Annotated in this window: 25 protein-coding genes and 1 riboswitch; of the genes, 10 read left to right on the forward strand and 15 right to left on the reverse strand. The window is 58.1% G+C overall.

From position 1 onward, the window contains the following. Positions 1–18 precede the first annotated feature (18 nt). The 4 genes from RYC18_RS12310 to RYC18_RS12325 all read right to left on the reverse strand — a co-directional run bounded on the left by RYC18_RS12310 (position 19) and on the right by RYC18_RS12325 (position 6,144). On the reverse strand, positions 19–1,383 hold the full coding sequence (locus RYC18_RS12310) for a DUF1329 domain-containing protein (protein WP_005746200.1): 1,365 nt from the start codon (positions 1,381–1,383) through the stop codon (positions 19–21). 28 nt (positions 1,384–1,411) lie between these two features. After that, a complete protein-coding gene (locus RYC18_RS12315; RefSeq protein WP_005778004.1) occupies positions 1,412–3,349 on the reverse strand; it encodes a DUF1302 domain-containing protein in 1,938 nt (645 codons plus the stop codon). 311 nt (positions 3,350–3,660) lie between these two features. Beyond that, a complete protein-coding gene (locus RYC18_RS12320) occupies positions 3,661–5,343 on the reverse strand; it encodes a fatty acid--CoA ligase (RefSeq protein ID WP_316886166.1) in 1,683 nt (560 codons plus the stop codon). Between the two features lie 168 nt (positions 5,344–5,511). Beyond that, positions 5,512–6,144 carry a LysE family translocator gene (locus RYC18_RS12325; RefSeq protein ID WP_002552186.1) on the reverse strand — a complete coding sequence of 211 codons (633 nt, stop codon included), beginning with the start codon at positions 6,142–6,144 and terminating at the stop codon, positions 5,512–5,514. Positions 6,145–6,433: 289 nt separating this feature from the next. Here RYC18_RS12325 and RYC18_RS12330 point away from each other — a divergent pair, with 289 nt between their 5' ends. After that, the gene (locus RYC18_RS12330) at positions 6,434–7,432 is read left to right on the forward strand and encodes a class I SAM-dependent methyltransferase (protein WP_002552185.1); all 999 of its coding nucleotides are present in this window, start codon (positions 6,434–6,436) and stop codon (positions 7,430–7,432) included. Between the two features lie 39 nt (positions 7,433–7,471). Beyond that, positions 7,472–7,665: riboswitch (yybP-ykoY riboswitch) on the forward strand. Between the two features lie 13 nt (positions 7,666–7,678). Further along, positions 7,679–8,263 carry a TMEM165/GDT1 family protein gene (locus tag RYC18_RS12335; RefSeq protein WP_002552184.1) on the forward strand — a complete coding sequence of 195 codons (585 nt, stop codon included), beginning with the start codon at positions 7,679–7,681 and terminating at the stop codon, positions 8,261–8,263. A 51-nt stretch (positions 8,264–8,314) separates the two neighbouring features. On the opposite strand, the gene RYC18_RS12340 is transcribed toward RYC18_RS12335, so the two are convergent. The 4 genes from RYC18_RS12340 to RYC18_RS12355 form a co-directional block, all read right to left on the reverse strand. Further along, positions 8,315–9,133, reverse strand: a complete 819-nt coding sequence (locus RYC18_RS12340; RefSeq protein ID WP_004663924.1) for a M48 family metallopeptidase — start codon at positions 9,131–9,133, stop codon at positions 8,315–8,317. 182 nt (positions 9,134–9,315) lie between these two features. Continuing rightward, a complete protein-coding gene (locus RYC18_RS12345; RefSeq protein ID WP_016981446.1) occupies positions 9,316–9,945 on the reverse strand; it encodes an SOS response-associated peptidase in 630 nt (209 codons plus the stop codon). Between the two features lie 29 nt (positions 9,946–9,974). After that, positions 9,975–10,235 (reverse strand): DUF2007 domain-containing protein, encoded by a 261-nt coding sequence (locus RYC18_RS12350; RefSeq protein ID WP_002552182.1) that lies wholly within the window; start codon positions 10,233–10,235, stop codon positions 9,975–9,977. After that, on the reverse strand, positions 10,235–10,417 hold the full coding sequence (locus tag RYC18_RS12355) for a CPXCG motif-containing cysteine-rich protein (protein WP_002552181.1): 183 nt from the start codon (positions 10,415–10,417) through the stop codon (positions 10,235–10,237). The genes RYC18_RS12350 and RYC18_RS12355 overlap by 1 nt, the downstream gene beginning before the upstream one ends. A 106-nt stretch (positions 10,418–10,523) precedes the next feature. Here RYC18_RS12355 and RYC18_RS12360 point away from each other — a divergent pair, with 106 nt between their 5' ends. Together RYC18_RS12360 and RYC18_RS12365 are read left to right on the forward strand one after the other, a co-directional pair. After that, positions 10,524–11,687 (forward strand): 1-acyl-sn-glycerol-3-phosphate acyltransferase, encoded by a 1,164-nt coding sequence (locus RYC18_RS12360; protein ID WP_010192881.1) that lies wholly within the window; start codon positions 10,524–10,526, stop codon positions 11,685–11,687. 280 nt (positions 11,688–11,967) lie between these two features. Then, positions 11,968–12,174 carry a hypothetical protein gene (locus RYC18_RS12365; protein WP_002552179.1) on the forward strand — a complete coding sequence of 69 codons (207 nt, stop codon included), beginning with the start codon at positions 11,968–11,970 and terminating at the stop codon, positions 12,172–12,174. A 109-nt stretch (positions 12,175–12,283) separates the two neighbouring features. Here the strand turns inward: RYC18_RS12365 and RYC18_RS12370 are convergent, their stop codons facing one another. From RYC18_RS12370 to RYC18_RS12380, 3 genes are all read right to left on the reverse strand, one after another. After that, positions 12,284–12,967: a retron system putative HNH endonuclease gene (locus RYC18_RS12370; protein WP_223886626.1), complete on the reverse strand. Its 684-nt coding sequence runs from the start codon at positions 12,965–12,967 to the stop codon at positions 12,284–12,286. 35 nt (positions 12,968–13,002) lie between these two features. After that, positions 13,003–14,493, reverse strand: coding sequence for an AAA family ATPase (locus RYC18_RS12375; protein WP_316886167.1), 1,491 nt, complete (start codon positions 14,491–14,493; stop codon positions 13,003–13,005). Positions 14,494–14,615: 122 nt separating this feature from the next. After that, entirely contained in the window at positions 14,616–15,197 is a 582-nt protein-coding gene (locus RYC18_RS12380) for a YajG family lipoprotein (RefSeq protein WP_002552178.1), read from the reverse strand. Positions 15,198–15,425: 228 nt separating this feature from the next. On the opposite strand from RYC18_RS12380, the gene RYC18_RS12385 reads away from it, so the two are divergent. Further along, positions 15,426–15,659 carry a hypothetical protein gene (locus tag RYC18_RS12385; protein WP_004659896.1) on the forward strand — a complete coding sequence of 78 codons (234 nt, stop codon included), beginning with the start codon at positions 15,426–15,428 and terminating at the stop codon, positions 15,657–15,659. 721 nt (positions 15,660–16,380) lie between these two features. Then, positions 16,381–17,889 (forward strand): malate dehydrogenase (quinone), encoded by a 1,509-nt coding sequence (gene mqo, locus RYC18_RS12390; protein ID WP_117139489.1) that lies wholly within the window; start codon positions 16,381–16,383, stop codon positions 17,887–17,889. Positions 17,890–17,991: 102 nt separating this feature from the next. On the opposite strand, the gene RYC18_RS12395 is transcribed toward mqo, so the two are convergent. Next, positions 17,992–18,888, reverse strand: a complete 897-nt coding sequence (locus RYC18_RS12395; RefSeq protein ID WP_054083671.1) for a homocysteine S-methyltransferase family protein — start codon at positions 18,886–18,888, stop codon at positions 17,992–17,994. Positions 18,889–18,999: 111 nt separating this feature from the next. Here RYC18_RS12395 and RYC18_RS12400 point away from each other — a divergent pair, with 111 nt between their 5' ends. Together RYC18_RS12400 and RYC18_RS12405 are read left to right on the forward strand one after the other, a co-directional pair. Continuing rightward, positions 19,000–19,821, forward strand: a complete 822-nt coding sequence (locus RYC18_RS12400) for an ABC transporter substrate-binding protein (RefSeq protein ID WP_002552174.1) — start codon at positions 19,000–19,002, stop codon at positions 19,819–19,821. Continuing rightward, the gene (locus RYC18_RS12405; RefSeq protein WP_316886168.1) at positions 19,818–20,651 is read left to right on the forward strand and encodes an amino acid ABC transporter permease; all 834 of its coding nucleotides are present in this window, start codon (positions 19,818–19,820) and stop codon (positions 20,649–20,651) included. The genes RYC18_RS12400 and RYC18_RS12405 overlap by 4 nt, the downstream gene beginning before the upstream one ends. 158 nt (positions 20,652–20,809) lie before the next feature. Here RYC18_RS12405 and RYC18_RS12410 read toward each other — a convergent pair whose 3' ends face one another. The 3 genes from RYC18_RS12410 to RYC18_RS12420 form a co-directional block, all read right to left on the reverse strand. Next, the gene (locus tag RYC18_RS12410; protein ID WP_002552173.1) at positions 20,810–21,097 is read right to left on the reverse strand and encodes a PA4642 family protein; all 288 of its coding nucleotides are present in this window, start codon (positions 21,095–21,097) and stop codon (positions 20,810–20,812) included. Positions 21,098–21,163: 66 nt separating this feature from the next. Next, the gene (locus tag RYC18_RS12415) at positions 21,164–21,667 is read right to left on the reverse strand and encodes a hypothetical protein (RefSeq protein ID WP_005746210.1); all 504 of its coding nucleotides are present in this window, start codon (positions 21,665–21,667) and stop codon (positions 21,164–21,166) included. A 66-nt stretch (positions 21,668–21,733) separates the two neighbouring features. Further along, the gene (locus RYC18_RS12420; protein ID WP_002552171.1) at positions 21,734–22,291 is read right to left on the reverse strand and encodes a hypoxanthine-guanine phosphoribosyltransferase; all 558 of its coding nucleotides are present in this window, start codon (positions 22,289–22,291) and stop codon (positions 21,734–21,736) included. A gap of 207 nt (positions 22,292–22,498) precedes the next feature. Between RYC18_RS12420 and upp the strand changes: the two genes are divergently transcribed. Both upp and RYC18_RS12430 read left to right on the forward strand, forming a co-directional pair. Next, the gene (upp, locus tag RYC18_RS12425) at positions 22,499–23,137 is read left to right on the forward strand and encodes a uracil phosphoribosyltransferase (protein ID WP_002552170.1); all 639 of its coding nucleotides are present in this window, start codon (positions 22,499–22,501) and stop codon (positions 23,135–23,137) included. 4 nt (positions 23,138–23,141) lie between these two features. Continuing rightward, a complete protein-coding gene (locus RYC18_RS12430) occupies positions 23,142–24,419 on the forward strand; it encodes a uracil-xanthine permease family protein (protein ID WP_002552169.1) in 1,278 nt (425 codons plus the stop codon). The last annotated feature ends 93 nt before the right edge of the window (positions 24,420–24,512 follow it).

Below are 24,512 nucleotides of genomic sequence, written 5' to 3' on the forward strand. Positions count from 1 at the left end.
GCGTGTATCGGTCAGGTATCAACGAACCCCTTCCTGACGCAGCGCGTTGGGGGTGAAGTCGCTGGTGCCGGCAGTGAAGCCGAACTCATACGCCCTCTTCTCTTCGTTTTTCATGCCCAGTGCCACGTAGCGACCGGATTGCAGGTCGTACAGGGTTTCAATCGCGTACCAAGGCACTTGTTTGTCGTAGTAGTTTTCCGAGTGTGCCTCGGCAACGCGCCACAGCTGGCCACGGCCGTCATAGTGGTCGATAACGGCGGCCTGCCAGGTGTCTTCGTCGATGAAGAAGTCACGTTTGGCGTAGATATGACGCTGACCTTCCTTGAGGGTGGCGGTCACGTGCCAGACGCGACGCAGCTCATAGCGGGTCAGGTCCTGGTTGATATGGCCAGCCTTGATGATGTCAGCGTACTTGAGCGTCGGATCGTCCAGCTTGTGGCTGTTGGAGGCGATGTACATTTCCTGCTTGCCGATCAGTTTCCAGTCATAGCGATCAGGTGCGCCGTTGTACATGTCCAGGTTGTCGGAAGTACGCAGACCATCCGACGCGGTGCCCGGCCCGTCATACGAAACCTGCGGCGCACGCCTTACACGGCGCTGACCGGCGTTATACAGCCATGCCGAGCGCGGTTCGGCGACCTGATCCAGGGTTTCATGCACCAGCAGCACACCGCCCGCCAGACGTGCTGGGGCGGTCACCTCCTGTTTGAAGTAGAACAGGATGTTGCCCGGGTTTTTCGGATCGAAATCCCTCATCTTGTCGCGAAACACGAATTGATCGGAGAAATACACCAGGCTGTACGAGCCATTGGGCTGCGGCGTGGCCTGGGTAACCAGACGCTTGACGCTGCCGCCCCGGTAACGGGTGATGTGGTTCCAGATAACCTCGACGCCACTGGCCGGGATCGGAAACGGGATGGCCGTATCGAAGTTTTCCAGACCGCTGCCGCCACCGACCAGTTTGGTGGTCGTCGCGTTCTTTTTGATGGCGGCAAACACTTCATCCGGCACGGTGGCACCGCGATGGGTCGGGTAGACCGGAATCCGGTAGCTGTCCGGATAACGTTTGAACATCGCGTACTGGCCCGGCGCGAGTTTGTCCTTGTACTGCTCTACATTGGCCGCGGTGATGGTAAACAACGGCTTTTCGCTGGCATACGGGTTGGCGAGGAACCCTTTGCTGTCCACCGCTCCGGCATTTTTCGGCAGCGGGCTCCAGGCAGGGATGGTGTTGGCCGCATTGCCAGCCTTTTCAGCGCCCATCGGCGTCAGCGAGGTACCCAGCTTTGCCGCTTCGGAGGCGGAGACCGCCGCCATCACACTGGTCGCCAGCAACGACATGCCCAGAACCCCGGCTTGCAACAGACTTTTTGTTATTTTCATATTCATCGTCATCCTGAAAACCATGCTCTTAGAAGTTCATGCCAAAGCTGAGCGCCACGAAATCCCGGTCATCAACCGTGGTGTATTTGCCATCAAAGAAGTTGGTATAGGAAAGGTTCGCGGTGTAGGTGTTCTGGTACTCGGCATCGAGCCCCAGGCTGACGGCCTTGCGTCCCTCTTCGAAGTTGCCGCCAGGGCCCGGCGAATAGCCTTTGACGTCGTGCGACCAGGCCACGCTCGGCTTGAGGTTGACCCCGGCAAACACACTGTTGTAATCCCAGATGGCACGGGCGCGGTAGCCCCAGGAGTTGGCCGTGGTAAAGCCGTCGTCTTCGCAATAACGGGTCAGGTTGTTCTGCTCGGCACCGGTGAGCGTGCCTGCGTTGAGCGTCGCGCATTGGCCGCCAGGCAGCGGTCCAGGACCGTACACAGGGTCACGGCCGTAGCGAATTTTGGAAGTGCTTTCCAGGCCACCCACGTGGGTCCAGCCCACTTCACCGACCACCGTCAGACGCTCTGCGCCCATGACCTGGTCGAAGAACTGGGTGAACGTGGTTTGCAACTGAGTGATTTCCTTGCGGCGATAACCGGGCTGATCAGTATTGGGCTGCCCGCTCAGCAGCGAAACGTTGGGGTTGAGCGGCGAAATACCCGAATACAGGATGTCGGTGGTGTTGACCTGAATCGGTGCATTCGGGCGGTAGCTGATCTCGCCGCTCCACGCGGTGCCGGTAGGCAAGGTGGTCGAGAAGCTCAGACCGTATAGACGGATGTCTTCCGGGTATTCGACGTAGTAACTGGAGTTGCCTGCCACAACAACCGGCAGTAGCGTGGGCGCGAGTCGCGTCGCCGTTGCTGCCGGTATACCGTTACGGACCAGCGAGCCCACAAGACCTTGCGGACTGAACGAAGCAGCCGAGCCGCCGCGTCCGCTGAAGATCGGCGCACGGCTGTGGTAATTCATCATGTAGGCACCGAACTCGGTATCCAGCGGCTCGAAGTTGTAACGCAAGGCAAAGCCGAACTGGCCACTGTCACGCGCATCGCGGTCAGGCCCACGGCGCACCACAGCGCCCTCATCCGGGTTACCGAACACTACGCCCTGCTGCGACAACGAGTTGAACACCGCGCCGCGTGCGCCTGCTGGCAAACCGGCAGCCGTCAGCGAACTGTTCAGGCCGCTGCGGCTGCGCAATACCGCGAGGTTGTTGTTGCAGCCATCGGCGATCACGTCCGGCTGCGAGAAGAAGGTGCCGCAGTTGTCGACGACAGTCTGGTCCCACTCCAGCTGGTAGAAGCCCTCGGCAGACAGGTTGTCGGTCAGGCTTTGCGACAGGTAGAACATGTTGACCGGGATCAGGCCTTCCTTGATTTCAGAGCCTGGACGCCGAAAGGCCGAGACATCGACTGGGTTGACGCTGTTGATGCCCCCCTGAATGAAAGTGCTTTCACCCCAACTGATAACCTGCTTGCCGAAGCGCACCGCACCCGGCTGATCGGCAATCGAATAGTTGTGGTAGACAAACGCATCCAGCAACTGAAACCCGGACGACTTGGCGCCCTCTTTGCGGCCCGAGTCGCTGATGTCCTTGAACTCGCGGTTTTCATCCTTGAGCTCAAAGTCGTACCAGTATTTGCCACGCAGGAACACGCCGGTATCGCCGTACTTGAGTTCCAGGTCATGGATGCCCTTGAAAATCTTCGAAAACGTCTCCCCACGTTTGAAGTTCAAATGGCCGTCATCGGAGGTCTGCGACAGACCACGCCCGCCATTGTTGGCACCGATCAGGTTTTTATTGGGGTTTGCAGTCGACCAGCTGGCACCTACCGACAGCGATGAGTCGAAACTGCCTTCGATCTCACCGACGTTGAAGGTCACGCCAAAGGCCGGGCCGGCGAGCGAGGAAGCAAGGCTGACGGCCAGAGGCAGCCTGGCCCGACGCCAGAATGGGGGTGTGCTTGTCATCGACGCTACTCCTTGTGTTTTATTGTTATGGCAGTGGGAAAATCCAAAAACGACTCTGTCTTCGAATCACTACACACAGCCAGCTCCGCTCTTGCTCATTCCCTGTGCTGACTATAGCCAGCACGCCCTGACGCTAGATCCCTCTAAAGTGTGATTTGCAGGACCAACGCCTCTGGCCCGCCCGTTTCCGGAAGGCCGCTAAAAAACCTGTGGCAGGGAGAATGGATTAAATTGGAAATTTGGCAAGTCGCAGAACAGGACCTGCGACGCAGACACTTGCCGCGCCCGACGGGCGCGGCAAGCAGACGGTGTCAGAGCGTGGAAAGGAACGTGCTGTTGCTGTTCTGCCATTCCACAATGTCCAGACGCATGCGCTTCTTGTCGAGCTTGCCGACGCTGGTCTTGGGAATTTCAGTAACAAGCGCGATCTGGCTGGGAATTGCCCACTTGTTGATGTGACCTTGCTCGACGAACGGTTTGAGATGCTCCTTCAAGCCCTTGGCATCAAGCTGATGGCCGTCGCGAATCACCAGCAAGGCAAAAGGCCGCTCACCCCATTGCGGGTCGGCGATACCGACCACAGCTACTTCGCGCACAGCAGGATGCCGGCTGCACAGGTCTTCAAGCTCCAGCGAGGAAATCCATTCGCCACCGGTCTTGATCACATCCTTGATGCGGTCGCGAATATCGATGAAGCCCATATCGTCCAGCGTTGCCACATCGCCAGTGTGCAGCCAGCCGCCCGCCCACAACTCAGCACCTTTCTCAGGCTCGCGGAAATAGCTTTCGGTCAGCCAGGGCGCACGCAGGACCAGCTCACCCTGGGTTTCGCCATCGGCCGGAAGGAAGTTGCCTTGCTGATCGACGATGGCTGCTTCTACCAGCATGCCAGGCACACCGGCCTTGATGCGGTAGGTAATCTGCTCGTCTTCGCTGCTGGCCTTCAGTTCGTCGTTGATGTGCGCGACAGAAATCAGTGGCCCGGTTTCAGACATGCCATACGCGGCGCTGAGCTGGATGCCTCTGGCCTTGGCAGCCTGATACAGGCTGCGGTTCAGCGAGCTGCCGCCAATGATGATTTTCCAGCCGCCAAAGTCCGCATCCTGAGCAGACTTGGCGTTAAGCAGCATCTGCAGGATGGTCGGCACGCAATGGGAGAAGGTCACTTTCTCCTTGCGCCAAAGCTCTACCAGCAATTCGGGCTCATAGCGGCCGGGATACACCTGTTTCAGGCCCTGCATGGTCGCCACATAGGGAACGCCCCAGGCATGCACATGGAACATCGGTGTGATCGGCATGTAGACGTCATCGTTGCCCAACTGCCGCGGACTTTCGACGCATCCCAGGATGGCCGCCACACCCATGGTGTGCAGTACCAACTGGCGATGGGTGAAATAGACGCCTTTGGGGTTGCCCGTGGTGCCTGTGGTGTAAAACGTGGTCGCGACCGAGTTCTCGTCGAAATCCTCGAAAGCGTAATCGGGGCTGGCTGCCGCCAGCAGGGTCTCGTATTCGCCGACGAGGTTTGGCAAGTCGGCAGTCTTGTCGGGCAGATCCGTCAGCAGCAGGGTCTTTTCAACGGTGGTCAAATGTCCGGACATCGCCTGATACAGGCCCGTGAAGTCGCTGTTTATCAATACGAGCCGGTCATCGGCATGATTGATGGTGTAGGCGATCTGCTCGGGCGATAGCCGCACGTTGACGGTGTGGATCACTGCGCCAATCATCGGGATGGCGAACATGCATTCCAGATAGCGATGGCTGTCCCAGTCCATGACCGCCACGGTGTCGCCAGCTTTCACGCCTGCCGCCGTGAGAACGTTGGCCAGGCGGCAGATGCGCTCGTTGAGGGTCGGGTAGGTATAGCGAACGGAGTCGCGGTAAATAATTTCACGCGTCTTTTCATAACGACTGCCGGACGACAGCAGGCGCTTGATCAACAGAGGGTACTGGTAAGCGCCATCGGCGGGCGCAAGAACGCGAGTCTGTAACATATGAGTCCCTCTTCAAAGTCCACAGGCGGAGCTCGAAATATGGACTCTAGAGCCCCCGCCTGCCAGTGAAATCAGTAAAAGGGATGATTTTTCGAAGCGCCTCTCGCTGTCTGCAAGAGGCACTCATACTCGGTATACGCTCGGTAAAAGCGTTGTTGAATGCAGGCTTCAGTGCACTTCAGTGAACGCCAGTTTGATACCCAGCGCGACCAGCACTCCGCCCATGGCCCGATCAAACCAGTGGCCCATGCGCGCAAAACCCGCGCGTACCCGCGCCTGGCTGAACAGCCGCGCCACCAGGCAGAACCACGCGGCCGTCGCCACTGCGAGGTAGACTCCATAGCCGCCCTGCACCAGCAGCGGCGTGTGCGGATTAATCACTACGGTGAACAGCGAGAGGAAAAACAGCGTTGCCTTGGGGTTAAGGCCGTTGGTGACGAAACCGCTGATGTAGGCACTCTTTGCTGTGCGCTCGCCCGGGATTGCCTTGATAGCGGCATCGCCCGTCGCAGCCGCCGGCCTGGCGCGCAGGGCCTTGATACCAATGTACAGCAGGTATGCAGCTGCCGCCCATTTCAGCGCGTTGAACAGCACGATGGACTGGGAAACGATAATCCCGATACCCAGCAGCGAATAGCCCACATGAAGAAAGATGGCCGAGCCGACGCCAAGCGCTGACCAGGTACCAGCCTTACGACCATGCGTGACGCTTTCACGCACCACCACCGCGAAGTCCGGACCGGGGCTGGCGACGGCCAGCAGGTGGATCAGCGCAACGGTAAGAAATTCTGCCCAATACATGTGGGACCTCCTGGAGGATTGACGTCAGACCCGGCAGATTACGCTGTCTGATGTCTGCGCAAAAGGTGCCGGCATTTTGCGACGCAGAGCGTCGAGAACTGCATTCCCACGCTGGAGCGTGCGGAACGATCATCTCAACTATCGTGCGACGCTCTGGACGTGAGCCGCATTCCCACTGGAGCGTGCTCTCGAATATCGTGCGACGCTCCGCGTCGCATGCCGCTCCGGACGCTCCGCGTCCTCCTGACCCATATCCTGTTAGACTGCGCGCTTTTTCAGGAGCCATTCCATGGACCCGCGCAGTGAAGTGTTACTCCGTCAGGCCGAGCTGTTTCAGGGCTCGCTGTTGCTGGTCGGGCTGCCCGCCGATGACCTGCTCGGAAAACTGCCGGACGCGCGTGGATGGTGCTGGCATGCCGGTGATCAGGCCGCGCTGGATGCGCGGTTCGAGGGCCGTGTGGATTTCGGCGTTGAAGCGCCAGAGGCCGCCTTCGAAGCCGCCGTGCTGTTCCTGCCCAAAGCCCGCGACCTGACCGATTACCTGCTCAACGCCCTGGCCTCACGCCTGGCCGGGCGCGAGTTGTTTCTGGTCGGCGAGAAACGTGGCGGTATCGAAGCGGCTGCAAAGCAACTGAGCCCCTTCGGCCGCGCGCGCAAGCTCGACAGTGCCCGCCACTGCCAGCTCTGGCAGGTCACTGTCGAGAACGCACCACAAGCCGTTACGCTGGAAAGCCTCGCCAGGCCCTACCAGATCGACCTGCAGGACGGCCCGCTCACAGTCGTCAGCCTGCCTGGCGTTTTCAGCCATGGCCGACTTGATCGTGGCTCGGCGCTTTTGCTGGAAAACATCGACAAGCTGCCGAGCGGCAACCTGCTCGACTTCGGCTGTGGTGCCGGCGTACTCGGTGCAGCCGTCAAGCGTCGCTACCCGCACAACGACGTCATCATGCTGGACGTGGATGCGTTCGCAACCGCAAGTTCGCGCCTGACCCTCGCCGCCAATGGCCTGCAAGCCCAGGTGCTGACCGGTGACGGAATCGACGCAGCGCCAATGGGTTTGAACACGATTCTCAGCAACCCGCCGTTCCATGTGGGGGTTCATACCGACTACATGGCAACGGAAAACCTGCTGAGAAAAGCACGCCAACATCTTAAATCAGGCGGCGAACTACGCCTTGTCGCGAATAACTTTCTGCGTTATCAGCCACTGATCGAAGAGCACGTCGGGCAATGTGAAGTCAGGGCTCAGGGCAGCGGCTTTAAAATCTACAGCGCCAAACGCTCCTGAAATAAGCACTTGCCGAAACGTTTTTGCGGAGGCAGAATCCGCTCCGTCCTAGGGGAGTAGTCTCCCACGAGCGCCATGCTCGTCCGGCACGTATCAACATACTTGGTCCTCAGACCATGGTACGTGCGACCCGGAATCCGCTCAGACGGATCGGTGGTTTGACAAGACCTATGACACGAACACCTTACCCGGGGCGGGGAGGTCGTACGTGTCATAGCCGTGTCGACCCGCCCCTTAGGAAACCTGATGCTGGAATCATTCTTAATCCCTACCGCTGTGGTTGCGCTCGCCGAAATCGGTGACAAGACGCAATTGCTCGCACTCATTCTCGCCGCACGCTTTCGCAAACCCTGGCCGATCATTGCGGGCATTGTCGCCGCAACGCTGGCCAACCATGCGGCAGCAGGCGCTGTAGGTGCATGGTTCAGCAGCTTCCTGTCAGACGCAGTGCTGCACTGGATCCTCGCGGCCAGCTTTACGGCGACGGCGCTGTGGACACTGGTTCCAGACAAGATGGACGATGACGAAGCCAGCACGGCACGTAAATTCGGCCCGTTCATGACTACGTTGATCACCTTCTTCATCGCCGAAATCGGTGACAAGACGCAGATCGCCACAGTCATGCTGGCAGCGCAGTATTCCTACCTGTGGCTGGTGATTCTCGGCACCACGGTGGGCATGCTGCTGGCCAACGTGCCGGTGGTGCTGGCGGGCAATTTTGCCGCCGAGAAATTGCCATTGACCCTGATTCGCCGCCTGGCTGCCTGTGCGTTTTTCGTGCTGGCACTGGTGGCGGTGTACAAGGCAATGCAGGTCAGCGGCTGGGTGTGATGCATTCCCGTGGCGTTGCAAGACGCGCAACGCCACGGGTGTTTCAGCCGATCAGGATTTGGGGGCTGCCTGATACAGCGGCATCACCTTGGGAATCGCGGCCTGCAGCGAAGCAATGCGACTCTGCGATGCCGGGTGAGTACTCATGAACTCTGGCTGCGAGCCCCCGGAGTTCTGAGTCATTTTCTGCCACAGGGTAATGGCCGCATTCGGGTTGTAACCCGCACGCGCAGCCAGCTCCAGGCCAATCAGGTCGGCTTCGTTTTCGTTACTGCGGCTATTGGGCAGTGTCAGGCTGTAATTGACCACAGTGTCGGCCAACGCCAAGCTGTCTTGCCCAAGCCCCAGAAAGGCACCCGCCCCCTGCTTGGCCATCGCCACACCGTAAGCCTTGGACATCGCCTCACGCCCGTGCTCACGCAAGGCATGTGCGATCTCGTGTCCCATGACCGCAGCGATTTCATCGTCGCTCAGCTTGAGGGTGTCGATCAGACCGGTGTAAACGAAGATCTTGCCGCCCGGACCACAGTTGGCGTTCAGTTCGTCACTTTTGATCAGATTGACTTCCCACTGCCATTGAGCCGAATCAGGACGCAGTTTCGGGGCCTGGGCGATCAGCCGATCAGCGATTGCGTGAACACGTTTGGCGTTGGCGCTGGTGGTATCCAGCACACCTTTGCTGGTCGCTTCGCCGACGGTCTGCTGATAGGACTGGGCGTACATTTTGTTGACTTCATCGGTGGAGAGCATGCTGAACATGTACTGCTTGCGCTCCACACCAACCGAGTCACCACTGGTGGTATTGACTGCCTGACACCCGCCGAGCAGCAACGCAGCGCTCAAGGCACAGAGGGCAAATGACTGACGCATGGTGAATCTCCTTGTTTGTGAAACGGCCATTGCGGGGCAGATCTCTGCGCCAGATACCGGCCAACTGGCATCTTGGTCTTTGAGAGAGGTGGATGGTTCCCGCAGGTATGTCCAGTTTGTATCAGATGCGCTTCAAGGCGGATATCGGATTTGTCTGATTCATCGGTCTTATCCCTGCCCGTCTAACTCAATGGCGTCAGACATTCAGGTGCATTGAGCTTCGGATCGTTGACCAGATTGGCCAGTGGTCGCTCTCGCAATGCGGTCTGCGGGGCTGCCAGCAAGGCTTGCAGGGTCGGCAGCGGTGTGTCGGCGGCCAGCCAGTCTTTCTGGCCGCTGGCATCCAGAATCAGCGGGCGACGCTGAGTCGCAGCCGCCTGCGTGACCACCGCCACGCTCAGGTATGTATGCCCCTGCACCGGATAGGCTTCCCAGATGGCGGCGAAAAACAGCGCGGCGCCCTCCCCCGGCGTCAGCCAGAACGGACGCTTGCGCAGCGTGCCGCGCCACTCGTAAAAGCCGTTGGCGGGCAGCAGGCAGCGGCGATGGGTAAAGGCGTCACGAAACATGGGTTGCTCGGCCACGGTTTCGGCGCGTGCATGGGCAGGTGTTTTCGACAGATCGGTGAGCCAGGCCGGGGTCAAACCCCAACGCGCACGCACCAGCTCGATCCCGCCCTCGTTTTCAGCGGCACGCATGATCAACACCCAGTCGGCTGGCGAAATATTCCATTGCGCCTGCTGGTCGGCGGGAAAACCGGGCAAGGCGGCAAAGGCAGGGGTCCAGCGAAACAGGGCGAAGCGTCCACACATGGGGGCTAATCAGACTCTATTGAAGGTGCTCAGCACACCAGTACATCGGGAAAGTCGTCCGGCTCATCGCCAGACAAGGGCGAAGCGCTATTGTACGCAGTGATCAGCTCGCGTGCCTGTTCGACCTGTGCGTCGTCGACCTTGAGCGCCAGAAGCCCCAGCCCCGGCAGCTCGCCCATCGCACCGAGCAGGTCGCGACCGGCCAGATGCGCCTCGATGCCTTCGCTGGCGAGCATCGCCAGCAGCAACTCGGCCTCCATGAGGTTCTCGGGCTCGTAGATCTTTTGCATCACTCGTTCTCGCTGCGAACATCCAGGTTCCAGTCTTCGCCGTCGGTCTGCAGATCGAAAATGATCGGGCGGCAACAGACCGGACAGTCTTCAATGTACTGTTGATCGCCACCGGACAGGTCCAGTACGGCCTCGACAGGTTCGCCGCAATAAGGGCAGTCGTAACTCTGTAATTCCTGCATCACGGTCTCCGGGATCAGTTATGCGTATAATTGCCCCATTCTTCAGAAGGCTGTTTTAACAAGTACGTCTTCTTTTTACCCTATCCGATTCCAACAAGAGAGCATGATGGGCGAATTTGATGCCATCCGACCGTACAACGATGCAGAAGTCCCCGCCGTCTTGGCACGCCTGCTGAGCGACAAAGCCTTTCTCGCAATTCTGACCCGATTCCGTTTTCCCCGCCTGGCGGGCGCATTCGGCTGGCTGCTGCAGCCGACCCTGGCGCGCAAGCTGCGTCGCGAGTTTGCCGGTATCGACTCGGTCGCCACGCTGCAGGACAAAGTCGAATATTACGTCGACCACACCATTGAGCGCGCCACGGACGGAGTCACCTACACCGGCGTCGAGCAGCTCAAGTCCGGTTGTGCCTATCTGTTTCTGGCCAACCACCGCGATATCGTCATGGACCCGGCGTTCGTCAACTATGCCGTGTACCACGCAGGCCTGCCAACTCCGCGCATTGCCATTGGCGACAACCTGCTGCAAAAGCCGTTTGTCAGCGATCTGATGCGCCTGAACAAGAGCTTCATCGTTCACCGTTCGATTATAGGGCGGCGCGAGAAAATGGCGGCTTACCAATTGCTGTCGGCGTATATCAACCACTCGATCACCAAGGATTGCCAGTCCATCTGGATCGCCCAGGCCGAAGGCCGCGCGAAGGATGGTGACGACCGCACCGAGTCGGCGATCCTCAAGATGTTCCACATGAGCCGCAAGGATGAACCGTTTGGCGACGTGATTCGTTCGCTGAACCTGATCCCGGTGTCGATCAGCTATGAGTACGATCCGTGCGACAGCGCCAAAGCGCGCGAGCTGTACATTCGTGCGACCACCGGCTCATACACCAAGACGCCGGGCGAAGACGACGTGAGCATTGCATTGGGCATCACTGGCTATAAAGGTCGCGTGCATGTGAACTTCGCGCCGCCGATCACCGAGCACTTTGAGGACACCAAGCAGCTGGCTATCGAAATGGACCGGCAGATTCTAGGCGGCTATCGTCTGTTCCCGGTGCATTACCTGGCGTACGCGCAATGGAGCGACGCCGACCCGAGCCTCGACGTACCGCCAGCGTCCGCAGTGTTTGCGGCCGACGAACTCGAACGCGCCAAAGATGAATGGGAAGGTCGCCTGGCAGGCGTGCCGACCGAGCATCGCCCTTACCTGATTCAGCAGTACGCGACACCGGTACGCAACCAATATCGGGTCAAGGCCGGGTTGGCGCTTTAAGAACCGGAACGTCTATCGTGCCCATGCTCCGCGTGGGTACGCCGTTCTGGACGCTCGTCAGCGCGCCGTGACGCAGAGCGTCACCCAAGGCATTCCTACGCTGGAGCGTGAGGAACGATAGGTGTACGGGAGAGCACGTATCATGTCCGTGCTCCGCATATTCATGCAGCCCCCGAAACATCCCGCATGACAATTCGCTGCCGCTGTCACCCAAGCGTAACGTGACACCCTCATTGTGTGGCTCCTCGAGAAACGGACTTCCCTCTTTTTGGAGCTTGTCATGCTGCACGCAAAAAATCAGGATCGCCTTTACCTCATCGCCCAGAGCGATGAACAGCAGGAGTTGATCGACGGTCTGGCCTTCAACGTTCAGGACCGCCACTGGCTGGTCTATTGTGCACTGGGCGGGCACGTTCATCATGACCTGCCGGATATGGATCAGAACACCGGTTTCAGTTTTCTGGATTTTTATCAGCAGGCAGCTTGAGCCCTACCTCAGGGCACACATCAGAAAGCAAAAAGCCCGCCCCGTTCAAAAAAGGCCGGGCTTTTTTATCACTTTGCCGCTATCACAGGATGATGGGGTCGAGTTTTTTTTACCAGCGACCAGCCTCTTGCTCAAGGACCTCTTCAGCGATACCTCCGAAAAAATTCCGGGTAATGCTGAAAAACTGACTTAAGTTCGCCCCCACAGGGATGAGATCAATCCCCGCCAGACAATGCAGACTCATATTTTGATTAACATGCTCTTCAAAAAGAGCTTCCAGCTCATCCCACCAGGATTGTCGCAAGCCTTGGAGATAAGGGCTGTTAAGGTTCAGCAGGCCGATGGTGTATTCAGCTCGGTCAACTTCCTCCGGTGACAACCCGTCAGCAGGCACTACACGGCCGTCAGACAAATAGGCGAAGAAGCGCGAACAGTCGGGCATGTGACACGAAACGAAGCGAGCCATGTCGACCCCTTTCGACTTACCTGACGCGTGCCCACCAAATACCTCAGCGCCCTGTATTTTCAATACCTCCAGATCGCTCTGACTGTCCAGCGCGCAGGCAGCGAGGTTGTTGTAGTCAAAAGTACGCTGAGGGTTTTGGCTCTTGTTTTCGACGTGCTCTATATGGAAACTCAGGCCAACCCGGTCAGGTCGAATTTCGCTATAGCAACATAATCCGTACTGCTCCTCCAAAAGACAGCCCAGTACCTGAGCCTTGTAGCCAAAACTACTCCACCGGCTTGTGGAAGTGTCGCTGGTAGCAGGTGGGCTGCGATGTGAACGCGCCAACTGATAAGGTCCTCCTCCCCGCTTGTGCACTGACCTCATCCCCTCAATGCCTTCTGCCGCTTTATGCTGCGCTGCAGGCGCTGCAGTTGAGGGTGTTGTTCAGTGAGAGCCTCCGTTATCTGCTGCATCAGCAAGATCGCCTGTGGTTCGTCATAGCGACCTTTGTCCACCCATTCCGTGAGTTGTAGCAGGCCCGGCTTTTCATCCACCGGAGGCTGCGGATCGACCTGCATCACGCTTCGCAGCACGCTGTTGCTCGGTTCACCGTAGGTCATGGCAAGGGGCCGGGATGCAATCAAACGCCCTTGGGCATCTTTACCGATCACCCGAATATTTTCGCGTCGGACTGTACTCAACACCTGCGGACTGTGGGTGGTGACAATAAACTGCATGGCGGGAAAAGCCGCACGTAATGAACCGACTATCGTCTGTTGCCAGAAGGGATGCAGAAACATATCCACTTCATCAATCAAGGCGATACCTGGCGTTTGCAAGGGCGCCCTCTCGCCGAGGTGCGGGTTGAGTTTGCAGGCACGAAAAGCGAGGTCCGCAACCATGGCGATAGTGTTACGCAGCCCATCGCTAAGCATTTCGACAGGTAAAACCCCCTGGTCCGGATGATGCATAACCAGTTGCTGTTGATGACTGGCACTGTATTCCAGTCTGTGCCACCCCGTAGGAGCCTTTATCAACCTGTCGATGGCTTCTTTGACAGCTGAGATGATTTTCTCAAAGCGCTGCCCGGCATCAGACATTTCTTCATCGCGCTCCAGAGCTATCAACTGAGCTTCACGATAGCTGCGGTACATCCAGATGTACCATGCGGTGAAGGTCTTGAAACTGGATGAATAAGACAGGCAATTTAGGTATGCGGACGTTCTGGAGTACTCACTTTTATCGAGTGTTGTCTGAGCCGCCGCCGAACTGAAGCGTCCCTCGAACCATAGCCTGGAAGTGCCAAGGTAACTCACCATTGGCAGAGTGACATGTGCATCGCTTCGCACACGGTCCTGAAGCGACTTACCGTACGAAGTCAGTGCTTTCGATCCAGCATCGCCAATAGTGTTAGTGGACTTTTTCAGGCTGACGCGCTGCTGCACCCAGCTACTTTCAACGGCGCTTTCCCACCAGACGCCCTTTGCCTCGATAACGCTGGGTACCTGCGACTCCATATTGCCACTGCCGAATTGGGCCAGTCGCACATCTTCAATCTGAATAGTGGCGGATTTTCCTGTCTGACCGCCAAGATCAAAACCCTTGACGAAAGGCCACAGCGCAACTCGAGCGGCATCAAGAATAGTGGTTTTTCCGCCTCCGTTGGAGGCAATAAGTATGGTCAGATGCGGATCGAAGTCGATCTCGAATTCACCGAAGCAGCGATAGTTCTGCATTCGCAGTGTGTCGAGCCTCACAATATTTTCTCCGGTTTCGTCATCTGGCCAAGCATATGGAAAACACCTTCCGTTGCAGTTGGGACAGCATACTAAATGCAAACCATAAAAAGGCGACACAAAGAGCATAGCCATGAGTTTCGTACCTGGTGGCAACCCCGCTTCCATCCAGCCTGCGCTTGCCAAGACGCAACCCCCGGAAAAATAAAAGCCCGGCCCCTTCAACAAGGGCCGGGCTTTTTGTCTAGCGCTGAAGCTTACTGCGCCAGGGTCGAACCGATGGTCGGGTCCTGGAAGACGCGGGTCAGTGCATCGCTCAACACGTCACTCACCAGCTTGGTGTTGGTTTCCTGGTTCGGAGCCATGCCGAAACGCTGATCCAGCGATGCTGCGTAACGCCCGCTGTAGCTGCGACCGTTATTGCGTACGTCAGCGCGGAATGTCGAGCTGATGGTGGCTTCAGTCACGTACAGACCTTCTTTGGGCGACTGGTACTTCAAGTCTGCCAGGGTCACGGTCAACTGCGGAGCGTTGCCACCCTGAGTCGGCGTAAAGCCCAACAGGCGTACTGCCGCCTCGGCCTGAGCCTGGAGCTTGGGAACGATATCCGCACCGTTGACGCTGATGGCGCTGGTTTCCGGGTACATACCGCCACGCGTGCCCAGCGTCGGGCCAGGACGGCCATCGACTACGCGCACCACCACAGGCTGACCACGTCCTACGGCCGCAAGCTGTGCGTTGAGCTTGGGAGTGGGGCTGAGTTGTTGCGGACTGTGGGCACAGCCCACCAGGGTCAAACTGCTTACAGCAAGCAAACCGAACAAAATGCGACGCAGCATGCTCATTTCTCCATGGGCCAGACACTGAATGTGCCGCAGTATAGCGGCCAGCAACAGCCGCTAACCAGAGGGCGCTGACCGTTAAGCCTCGGACATTCGGCACGTCTCGGGGTTCAGGCAGCAGCTCAGGCAATGATTCGTGCAGCGCAGTGTAATCAGGGCGTCACATCCAGTCGGCAGACTCGCCCTCATCGCACAGACGCTCATCCACGTCACAGGAGCTGCGCCATGAATCTGTTCCGGTCTTTGTTCACCACACGCCACCAGCATCGCCATTACGCACGCATTGATCAGACGGGCATCTGCCGCGCATTCAAGCATTGTGCGCAACGCCCGTCTGGCGTCGAATGGGTGGAAGTGAACGAGCAACGACTTGCCTGGCTGAACCAGCCACTGCCCGCCAGCGCCCGAGTGGCGCAGCGTAGCGCGCGTTCAACGCGCGGCCAGCTGCTCACCGCCTGACCCGACAGCGAATAAAAGTCATTTAAAGCGATCAATTCCTGCCATTTCATCGCTATAATCTCCCCCCGATTATAAGGACGTCTCCTGATCGGGCCTCGCAGCATTGCTAATCGCCGTATTAGCGCCTTCGTACTGCCCACAGAGAGCCGCCCATACAGGTCATGTGCGCACGAGTGTGCTCGATGAAAGGTGAAGAATGCTCGAATCGTATCGAACCTTTCTCGCCCGCCAGCGCCTCACTCTTGGTGCCCCTGACCTGCCAGCGCTGTCATCGCAGCCATTTTGAGGTTTGGTTCACGTTCCCAAAAGGACGTGAAAAACGGGTTTCACTACTTCACAAGAGTGTGGCGAGCAAATGAATAGGTACGCGTTTGTAAATGCACCATCAGCCTCTGAACCGGCTCTCTTGAACAGGACTGACCGCGACTGCGCCTCCATGACCGGAGCCTGACGCCATCGACAGGAGCCCATCGGGCGATGGGCTCTCTGACGATGGTCGAATGGCCTTGCAGGCCTGGAAATGCGTTCATGAAACATTGATGAACCATGACCGGGCCTGACCGGGACCTGCGCTTTAGATGCGGAAAATTGCGAAGAATCGGTCAGGCGATCCTGGCCAGGAAAGCGAGGGCACCCTTTTGATCCAGACCCCGAACACCTGGCAACCAGCCTCAGGATCGTATGCCGTCAATTTGGTGCTGCAGATTTTGGAGACGCGTTAATGGCGCATAACGAAGCAGTCGACGTAGTACTGGTCGGAGCGGGCATCATGAGTGCCACTCTGGCGGTATTGCTCAAGGAGCTCGACCCCGGCCTCAAGCTGGAAGTCGTTGAGCTGATGGACTCCGGTGCTGCGGAGAGTTCCAACCCGTGGAACAACGCCGGTACCGGCCACGCTGGTCTGTGCGAGCTGAACTACACGCCGCCTGCGGCTGATGGCTCCATCGACATCAAGAAAGCGGTGCACATCAACACCCAGTTCGAAGTCTCGAAACAGTTCTGGGCTTACCTGGCGCGCAAAGGCACCTTCGGTTCAGCCCGTTCCTTCATCAATCCGGTCCCGCACCTGAGCTTTGTGCAAGGCGAAAACGGCATCTCGTTCCTCAAGACCCGTTTTGAAGCCATGAGCAAGCATCACGCCTTCTCGTCGATGGAATACACCGAAGACAAGGCAAAGCTGGCCGAGTGGATGCCGCTGATGATGCCTGGGCGGCCTGCTGATGAAAGAATTGCCGCAACACGCATGATGAACGGCACCGACGTCAATTTTGGCGCACTGACCAATCAACTGCTCAGCCATCTGTCCAGCGCTCCGGGCACGCAGATCAAGTACCGCAGCCGGGTCACCAACCTGACCCGCAACGGCGCAGGCTGGACAGTGAGCGTCAAGGACGTGAATGGCGGCGGCACACGTGAGATAGATGCCAAATTCGTATTCCTCGGTGCAGGTGGCGCAGCATTGCCGCTGCTGCAACTGTCGGGCATCGAAGAGAGCAAGGGTTTTGGTGGCTTCCCGGTGAGCGGCCAGTGGCTGCGTTGCGACAACCCGGAAGTGGTCAAACACCATCAGGCCAAGGTCTATAGCCAGGCAGCCGTGGGTTCGCCGCCCATGTCGGTGCCGCACCTGGACACCCGCGTCGTCGACGGTAAGAAGTCCCTGCTGTTCGGACCGTATGCCGGCTTCACCACCAAGTTCCTCAAGCACGGTTCGTTTCTCGACCTGCCGTTATCGGTACGCGTCGCCAACATCAAACCGATGCTGGCAGTGGCCCGTGACAACATGGACCTGACCAAGTACCTGGTCAGCGAAGTGATGCAATCGATGGAGCAACGCCTGGAATCGCTGCGCCGCTTCTATCCGGAAGCGAAAGCCGAAGACTGGCGTCTCGAAATTGCCGGCCAGCGGGTGCAGATCATCAAGAAAGATGCAAAAAAAGGCGGCGTGCTGCAATTCGGTACCGAGCTGGTGTCCGCAAAGGACGGCTCACTGGCCGCCCTGCTGGGTGCTTCGCCGGGGGCTTCTGTCACCGTGTCGATCATGCTGGAACTGCTGGAACGCTGCTTCCCGGAGAAAACCCGAACCGAGTGGGCTGCCAAACTCGACGAGATTTTCCCGGCTCGGGAAAAGATCCTCGAAACCGACGCGCAGTTGTATAACCGCATCAGCGCCCAGAATGACGAGGCGCTGGAGCTGATCGAGAAAAGCAGTCAGGAACAGAGTTTCGCCTGAGCTGATTGCGGTGCCATGAGAGCCCTGCGCATCTGACACGCTGTATAAACAAAAAGCCCCGTGGCTCTGCCGAGTCACGGGGCTTTTTGTTGCGAATGTCAGTCAGAGGCTTTTGGACAATACAGCGATGTGCTCCGGACCAATTCCGCAGCAGCCGCCGATGTGTGTGGCACCGCGCGTTACCCAATCTGCCGCCCACTGTTGATAACCCTGCGGGTCAAGGTCTTCGCGCAGCTCATCCAGACCGTCGTTGGCCTTGGCGTCCTTGGGTTGCGGCGGGAAAGCGTTGGCGTAGGCACCAATGGCAATGTCGACGTTCAGGGCTTTGAACACCTCACGCGCCGCATCGATTGCACCGCCGATCACCTCTGGCTGGCTGCAATTGAACAGCAGCGTCGCCACGCCCATCCCGGCGGCAGCCTTTGCCGCGTCGGCAACGGGCTCGCCTGAACGCAAACGCGGCACCTCATCGGTGTCTTCATCCTGAAGGGTAAACGACAACCAGAACGGTTTGCCGTCATTGGGCAGCCCGGCGCGGATGGTTTGCGCTTCAAGAATGCAGCTTTGCGTCTCGGCCAGCCACAGATCGACATACGGCGACAAGCCGGCCACCAGCGGCCTCAGGACATCGGCGGCCAGCTCCGGCTTGTACAGGTCAGGGCGATAGGAGCCGAACAATGGAGGAATGGAACCTGCCACCTGTGCACGTCCGCCAGAAGCGTCGGCCGACTCACGCGCCAGTTGCCCGGCCAGCGCAGCCAATGCCTGACCTTCACGGGCAAAGCGCTCTTCACCAATATGGAAAGGCACGACGGCATAGCTGTTACTGGTGATGACCTGAGCACCACTTTCGATGTAAGCGGCGTGTACCGCACTGACGGCCTCAGGTGCCTCGCTCAATGCCAGAGCCGACCATTCAGGCTGGCGAAACGGGGCACCGCGACGCTGCAGTTCACGGCCCATGCCGCCATCAAGAATTACAGTTGTGCCTTGCGTCATATGTGATCTGCTTATATGTATATGAAAAAAACTCATTATGAGTCAGTCTTGTATAACGTATTTAATACGGCCCTTTAATCAAACTACAAACACTTTTTTCAGGGGATATCTGTGAATTATCGCGCTCTGCTGGGCATTGGCCTGGTCACTCTGGCTGCCTCCACTCAAGCCCTGGCCGGTGCCACGCTGGATCGCGTGCAGAAAAACAAAGAGCTGGTCAACGTCCTGATGGAAAGTTACCCGCCCTTCTCTTTCCTGAATGACAAGAACGAACTGGACGGTTTCGACGTGGATGTCGCCAAGGCCGTGGCGCAAAAGCTGGGCGTCAAGTTGCGCCTCGAAACGCCCTCCTGGGATGTCATCGCCGCAGGCCACTGGAGCGGCCGTTACGACATCTGCGTATGCTCGATGACCCCGAGCAAGGCACGCGCTGAAGTCTTCAACTTCCCGGTCGAGTATTACGCATCGCCTGCGGTGATTGTGGTCAACGCCTCGGATGATCGCATTCATTCGGCCAAAGACCTGAGCGGCAAGAAAGTCGGCCTGACCAGCGCCTCAAGCTACGAAAGCTACCTGAACAAGAATCTGGTCATCGATGGTGCGGAAGACAAGCCACTGCAGTACCCGTTCGACGACGTGCAGATTGCCCCGTACGACAACGACAATGTGGCGTTTCAAGACCTGGGGCTGGGCGCTGGCAAGCGGCTGGACGCCATACTGACCAATCTGGTGACGGCAAAACCGCGTCTGGACCAGGACAAGCGCTTCAAGCTGGCAGGCGAAACGCTGTACGAAGAACCCAACTCCGTGGCCATCGAAAAGGACGACCCGGAATGGGACGCCAAGGTTCGCGAAGTGTTCGCCGAACTCAAGAAAGACGGCACGCTGAGCAAGCTGTCGCAAAAGTGGATCGGTGCTGATATCAGCAAATGACTTCTTTCCAGCCCCAGCGCCCACCCGAGCAGGCTGATCAAGGCCTGCTCAAGCGAGTTTTCGGTTTCCGTACGCGGCTGTACCTGACCTGGCTGGTCATGTTCGCGCTGTTCGCCGGCTTCTTTCTGAGTTTCGATCTGAAGCTGTCGATCATCCTCGACAAACTGCCGAATCTGATCGGGCTGCATCTGGCCCCCAACGGCTTTCTGCAGGGCGCGGCGCTGACATTGTTCGTGTCAGTGTGCTCGATCGTGGTCTCGGTGGCGCTCGGCTTTGTCACGGCACTCGCGCGGCTTTCCAGCAGCGCGGTGGCGTTCGGCATCGCCAGCTTTTATGCGTCGTTCTTTCGCGGCACGCCGCTGCTGATCCAGATTCTGCTGATCTATCTCGGCTTGCCGCAACTGGGCATCGTGCCCGGCGCCATCACGGCGGGCGTCATCGCGTTGTCGCTCAACTACGGGGCTTACCTGAGCGAGATTTTTCGCGCTGGAATCATCGGCGTCGCAGCCGGACAGCGAGAAGCCGCACTGGCCCTGGCATTGCGCCCTGCGCAGATATTCTGGCGCGTCACCCTGCCCCAGGCCATGCGCACGATCATTCCGCCGACCACCAACCAGTTCATCTCCATGCTCAAGGATTCGTCACTGATTTCAGTGATGGGCGTCTGGGAGGTGATGTTTCTGGCCCAGTCGTATGGCCGCTCCAGCTATCGATACATCGAAATGCTGACCACCGCAGCGGTGCTGTACTGGATCATGTCGATCGGCCTGGAGCTGTTGCAGTCCAGGCTGGAACGGCATTACGGCAAGGCGTATCAGGCGCGCAAATAGGGCTGAAACGTTGGTTGATTAACTGATAATACATATTACTGTGGGAGCGAGCTTGCTCGTGAAGAGGCGCGTCATTCACAAAGGATTTATCGTCCGAAATAAAGCCTTTGCGAACAAGTTCGCTCCCACCTGAAAAGCGTTTCAGCCAAATTCAGGTTTTAACTACGGGCTTTTTCGATCAGTTCGATGTATTCATCGGCATTACGCTGATCCTTGATCAGGGCAATGAAGTCATTGCCGTGCTCGTCCTTGCCATCGAAGTCGTGGCCCGCCTCTCTGAAGAACACCAGAAAGCGTTCAAAATCGTTGATGCGCAGCCCACGGTAGGCCTTGATCAGTTTGTGCAGCGACGGCGAGGTAGCATCATACGGCTCGAAGTCGAGGAACAGTTTGATCTGCTCATCGCCGATCTCATCGCCAATCAGCTGCTTCTTATCTTTACGCATTACAGGCTCCAGCAGGTCGCAGACACTTTCACGGGCGGGCAGTTTACCCCTCGGCAAGCACAGCGCTCAACGCGCACGTGCAGAGGTGGTATGCAAATCGGCCCAGATATGCCCGTTGGCATAACTGAGGAACTGGCAATAAACCTTCTCGTTGCGCAGCAAGTCGACCAGCACGCGGTACTGGGCCAGTGGGTAATAAAGCGTCAGGGTGCTGGTTGGCTCGTCGTAGGTCGGTTTTTTCAGGCTTTTGCTGTCGCCACCATCAAAGTGCACAAGCACCTGTGAAATGGACGCGCCCTTGTTCAGCGACTTGCCTTTGAGGCGCAACGACAGCGGGGAAGTAACCGGAATCGGCTGCTGGCTGGATTGCCGCTGGTTACCGGCAACGATGGTGTATTCGGTGACACGCATCAACTGTTGCTGCTCGGGCGCACCCTCACGCAGGCTCAGGTCATCAGGCGGCAGATATTGCTCATGCATCGGGCTGGCCGATACCGGCGCAGCAGGTGCAGCAACTGCCAGACCAGACAACAGCACCAACACAAAAGCGCCGGGAATCAGTAGCTTCATTGAGGGTTTCCAGATAATTGCGAATCGACAACCGCTCCTTTTTGCAGAAGCGGTCGTCAGAATGCCTTACATCCCTTTGACGGCATAGATGCCGGCAGCATTACGCCAGTAGCCTTTGTAGTCCATACCGAAACCGAAGATGTAACGGTCGATGCATGGAAGACCTACGTAGTCGGCTTTCAGGTCCGGGCGGGCCTTGCGGTCGTGGTCTTTATCGATCAGCACGGCAGTGTGCACAGCGCGGGCACCGGCGTGTTTGCAGAAGTCGATGATGGCGCCCAGGGTGTGACCTTCATCGAGGATGTCGTCGATGATCAGCACGTCACGGTCGATGAACGAGACTTCGGGTTTGGCTTTCCAGAACAGATCGCCGCCAGTGGTTTCGTTGCGATAGCGTGTTGCGTGCAGGTAGGACGCTTCCAGCGGGAAATTCAGATGAGTCAGCAGCTTGCCAGAGAAAATCAGGCCGCCATTCATCACGCAGAACACAACCGGGTTGCGTTCGGCCAGTTCGGCATTGATCTGCGCGCCGACGCGGGCAATGGCAGCATCCACTTCGGCCTCGGTGTACAGGCAGTCGGCTTCGCGCATGATTTGACGGATATGCTCGAGATCAGCGGACATGACGCTCTCCAGGTAAGGCAGTTTGAGAAAAGCGGGCAAAGGTACGCATCCGTTCAAGCCAGAGCAAGTGATTCTGGACTAACGTTGCGAGTGTCTTGCAAAAGCCGCGAACGTCGAAGCTCCGTAACGATACTGCACGTGCTTTAAGACAGTAACAGCTGAATAGATTAACCTAGACCGATTTTTGCCCCGCTGGAGCCTTTCCCCATGCCTATTCGTGAGATCCGTCACCCACTGATCCGCCACAAACTCGGCCTTATGCGCCGTGCCGACATCAGCACCAAGAATTTTCGTGAGCTGGCTCAGGAAGTCGGCGCACTGCTGACCTACGAGGCCACCGCCGACCTGACCTTGGAAAACTACGACATTCAGGGCTGGGCCGGTACGGTTTCAGTCGAGAAAATCGCGGGCAAGAAAATCACTGTCGTGCCGATCCTGCGCGCCGGTATCGGCATGCTCGACGGCGTCCTCAGCCTGATTCCGGGTGCCAAGGTCAGCGCGGTCGGCGTGGCCCGCAACGAAGAAACCCTGCAGGCACACACTTACCTAGAAAAACTGGTCCCGGAAATCGACGAGCGCCTGGCAATGATCATCGACCCGATGCTGGCCACCGGCAGCTCGATGGTCGCCACCATTGACCTGCTGAAGAAGGCTGGCTGCAAGGAAATCCGCGCGATGGTTCTGGTCGCGGCACCTGAAGGCATCGCGGCCGTAGAGAAGGCACACCCGGACGTGATGATCTATACCGCCTCCATCGACGAGCGTCTGAACGAACACGGTTACATCATTCCGGGCCTGGGCGATGCCGGTGACAAGATTTTCGGCACCAAACAGAAGGACGCGTAACCCGATGACGCAGCAGGAGTTCAACGATCCACTGTGGCGCACGATTCTTTCCGGCGCGCAAATGCTGTTCGTGGCCTTTGGCGCACTGGTATTGATGCCGCTGATCACCGGGCTCGATCCAAACGTGGCGCTGTTTACGGCAGGCCTTGGCACATTGCTGTTCCAGATTGTCACCGGGCGTCAGGTGCCGGTGTTTCTGGCCTCGAGCTTTGCGTTCATCACCCCGATCATCCTCGCCAAGGGCCAGTTCGGTCTGGCCGCGACCATGGGTGGCGTGATGGCGGCAGGCTTCGTCTACACCTTTCTCGGTCTGGCGGTGAAGATCAAGGGCACAGGTTTCATCGACCGGCTGCTGCCTCCGGTGGTGATAGGGCCGGTGATTATTTCCATCGGTCTGGCCATGGCCCCGATTGCGGCCAACATGGCGATGGGCAAGACCGGCGACGGCGTAGTGCTGATTCCTTATCAGACCGCCATGTTGATTTCGATGCCCGCGTTGCTCACGACTCTGATCGTGGCGGTGTTCGGCAAAGGCATTTTCCGTCTGGTGCCAATTATCTCAGGTGTGCTGGTGGGCTTTGCGCTGTCGTTCTACTTTGGCGTAGTCGACACTAAAAAGATTGCTGACGCGGCCTGGCTGGCACTGCCGCACTTCACCGCACCGGAATTCAATTGGCAGGCGATTCTGTTCATCGTCCCGGTTGCTCTGGCCCCGGCCATCGAGCACATCGGCGGCGTGATCGCAGTCGGCAGTGTGACCGGACGCGACTACCTGAAAAAGCCGGGCCTGCATCGCACGCTGTTCGGTGATGGCATCGCCACGACAGCGGCAGGCCTGTTTGGCGGCCCGCCCAATACCACTTACGCCGAAGTGACCGGCGCAGTGATGCTGACCAAGAACTACAACCCGCAGATCATGATCTGGGCGTCGTTCTTCGCCATAACACTGGCATTCATCGGCAAGTTCGGTGCGTTGCTGCAGAGTATTCCGGTGCCGGTAATGGGCGGGATTCTGTGCCTGCTGTTCGGTTCGATTGCAGCGGTGGGGATGAACACACTGATCCGCCACAAGATCGACCTGGCCGAAGCACGCAACCTGGTCATCGTCTCGGTGACGCTGGTATTCGGGATCGGCGGCGTACTGATCGGCACCGGCAACGGTCCGAACGACTTTGGCCTGAAGGGCATCGCCCTGTGCGCCATCACCGCGATCATCCTCAATCTGGTCCTGCCAGGACATGACAGCTGGAAGCGCAACAAGCCGGATGATCAGTTGCTGTAATGGCTGGAGCGTGAGGCACGATAGTTTGACTATCGTGCGACGCTCCGCGTCGGCATGCCGTTCTGGACGCTTCGCGTCCGATTTTGAAGCTGT

This window comes from Pseudomonas syringae group sp. 247E2 (genome assembly GCF_032587795.1).
Classification (GTDB): Bacteria; Pseudomonadota; Gammaproteobacteria; order Pseudomonadales; family Pseudomonadaceae; genus Aquipseudomonas; species Aquipseudomonas amygdali.

What these genes read in the sequence shown, in the direction of transcription:
- RYC18_RS12310 (WP_005746200.1), bottom strand. Translation starts at nt 1,383, where the DNA reads ATGAAAATAACAAAAAGTCTGTTGCAAGCCGGGGTTCTGGGCATGTCG.
- RYC18_RS12315 (WP_005778004.1), bottom strand. Translation starts at nt 3,349, where the DNA reads ATGACAAGCACACCCCCATTCTGGCGTCGGGCCAGGCTGCCTCTGGCC.
- RYC18_RS12320 (WP_316886166.1), bottom strand. Translation starts at nt 5,343, where the DNA reads ATGTTACAGACTCGCGTTCTTGCGCCCGCCGATGGCGCTTACCAGTAC.
- RYC18_RS12325 (WP_002552186.1), bottom strand. Translation starts at nt 6,144, where the DNA reads ATGTATTGGGCAGAATTTCTTACCGTTGCGCTGATCCACCTGCTGGCC.
- RYC18_RS12330 (WP_002552185.1), top strand. Translation starts at nt 6,434, where the DNA reads ATGGACCCGCGCAGTGAAGTGTTACTCCGTCAGGCCGAGCTGTTTCAG.
- RYC18_RS12335 (WP_002552184.1), top strand. Translation starts at nt 7,679, where the DNA reads ATGCTGGAATCATTCTTAATCCCTACCGCTGTGGTTGCGCTCGCCGAA.
- RYC18_RS12340 (WP_004663924.1), bottom strand. Translation starts at nt 9,133, where the DNA reads ATGCGTCAGTCATTTGCCCTCTGTGCCTTGAGCGCTGCGTTGCTGCTC.
- RYC18_RS12345 (WP_016981446.1), bottom strand. Translation starts at nt 9,945, where the DNA reads ATGTGTGGACGCTTCGCCCTGTTTCGCTGGACCCCTGCCTTTGCCGCC.
- RYC18_RS12350 (WP_002552182.1), bottom strand. Translation starts at nt 10,235, where the DNA reads ATGCAAAAGATCTACGAGCCCGAGAACCTCATGGAGGCCGAGTTGCTG.
- RYC18_RS12355 (WP_002552181.1), bottom strand. Translation starts at nt 10,417, where the DNA reads ATGCAGGAATTACAGAGTTACGACTGCCCTTATTGCGGCGAACCTGTC.
- RYC18_RS12360 (WP_010192881.1), top strand. Translation starts at nt 10,524, where the DNA reads ATGGGCGAATTTGATGCCATCCGACCGTACAACGATGCAGAAGTCCCC.
- RYC18_RS12365 (WP_002552179.1), top strand. Translation starts at nt 11,968, where the DNA reads ATGCTGCACGCAAAAAATCAGGATCGCCTTTACCTCATCGCCCAGAGC.
- RYC18_RS12375 (WP_316886167.1), bottom strand. Translation starts at nt 14,493, where the DNA reads ATGGCTATGCTCTTTGTGTCGCCTTTTTATGGTTTGCATTTAGTATGC.
- RYC18_RS12380 (WP_002552178.1), bottom strand. Translation starts at nt 15,197, where the DNA reads ATGCTGCGTCGCATTTTGTTCGGTTTGCTTGCTGTAAGCAGTTTGACC.
- RYC18_RS12385 (WP_004659896.1), top strand. Translation starts at nt 15,426, where the DNA reads ATGAATCTGTTCCGGTCTTTGTTCACCACACGCCACCAGCATCGCCAT.
- mqo (WP_117139489.1), top strand. Translation starts at nt 16,381, where the DNA reads ATGGCGCATAACGAAGCAGTCGACGTAGTACTGGTCGGAGCGGGCATC.
- RYC18_RS12395 (WP_054083671.1), bottom strand. Translation starts at nt 18,888, where the DNA reads ATGACGCAAGGCACAACTGTAATTCTTGATGGCGGCATGGGCCGTGAA.
- RYC18_RS12405 (WP_316886168.1), top strand. Translation starts at nt 19,818, where the DNA reads ATGACTTCTTTCCAGCCCCAGCGCCCACCCGAGCAGGCTGATCAAGGC.
- RYC18_RS12410 (WP_002552173.1), bottom strand. Translation starts at nt 21,097, where the DNA reads ATGCGTAAAGATAAGAAGCAGCTGATTGGCGATGAGATCGGCGATGAG.
- RYC18_RS12415 (WP_005746210.1), bottom strand. Translation starts at nt 21,667, where the DNA reads ATGAAGCTACTGATTCCCGGCGCTTTTGTGTTGGTGCTGTTGTCTGGT.
- RYC18_RS12420 (WP_002552171.1), bottom strand. Translation starts at nt 22,291, where the DNA reads ATGTCCGCTGATCTCGAGCATATCCGTCAAATCATGCGCGAAGCCGAC.
- upp (WP_002552170.1), top strand. Translation starts at nt 22,499, where the DNA reads ATGCCTATTCGTGAGATCCGTCACCCACTGATCCGCCACAAACTCGGC.
- RYC18_RS12430 (WP_002552169.1), top strand. Translation starts at nt 23,142, where the DNA reads ATGACGCAGCAGGAGTTCAACGATCCACTGTGGCGCACGATTCTTTCC.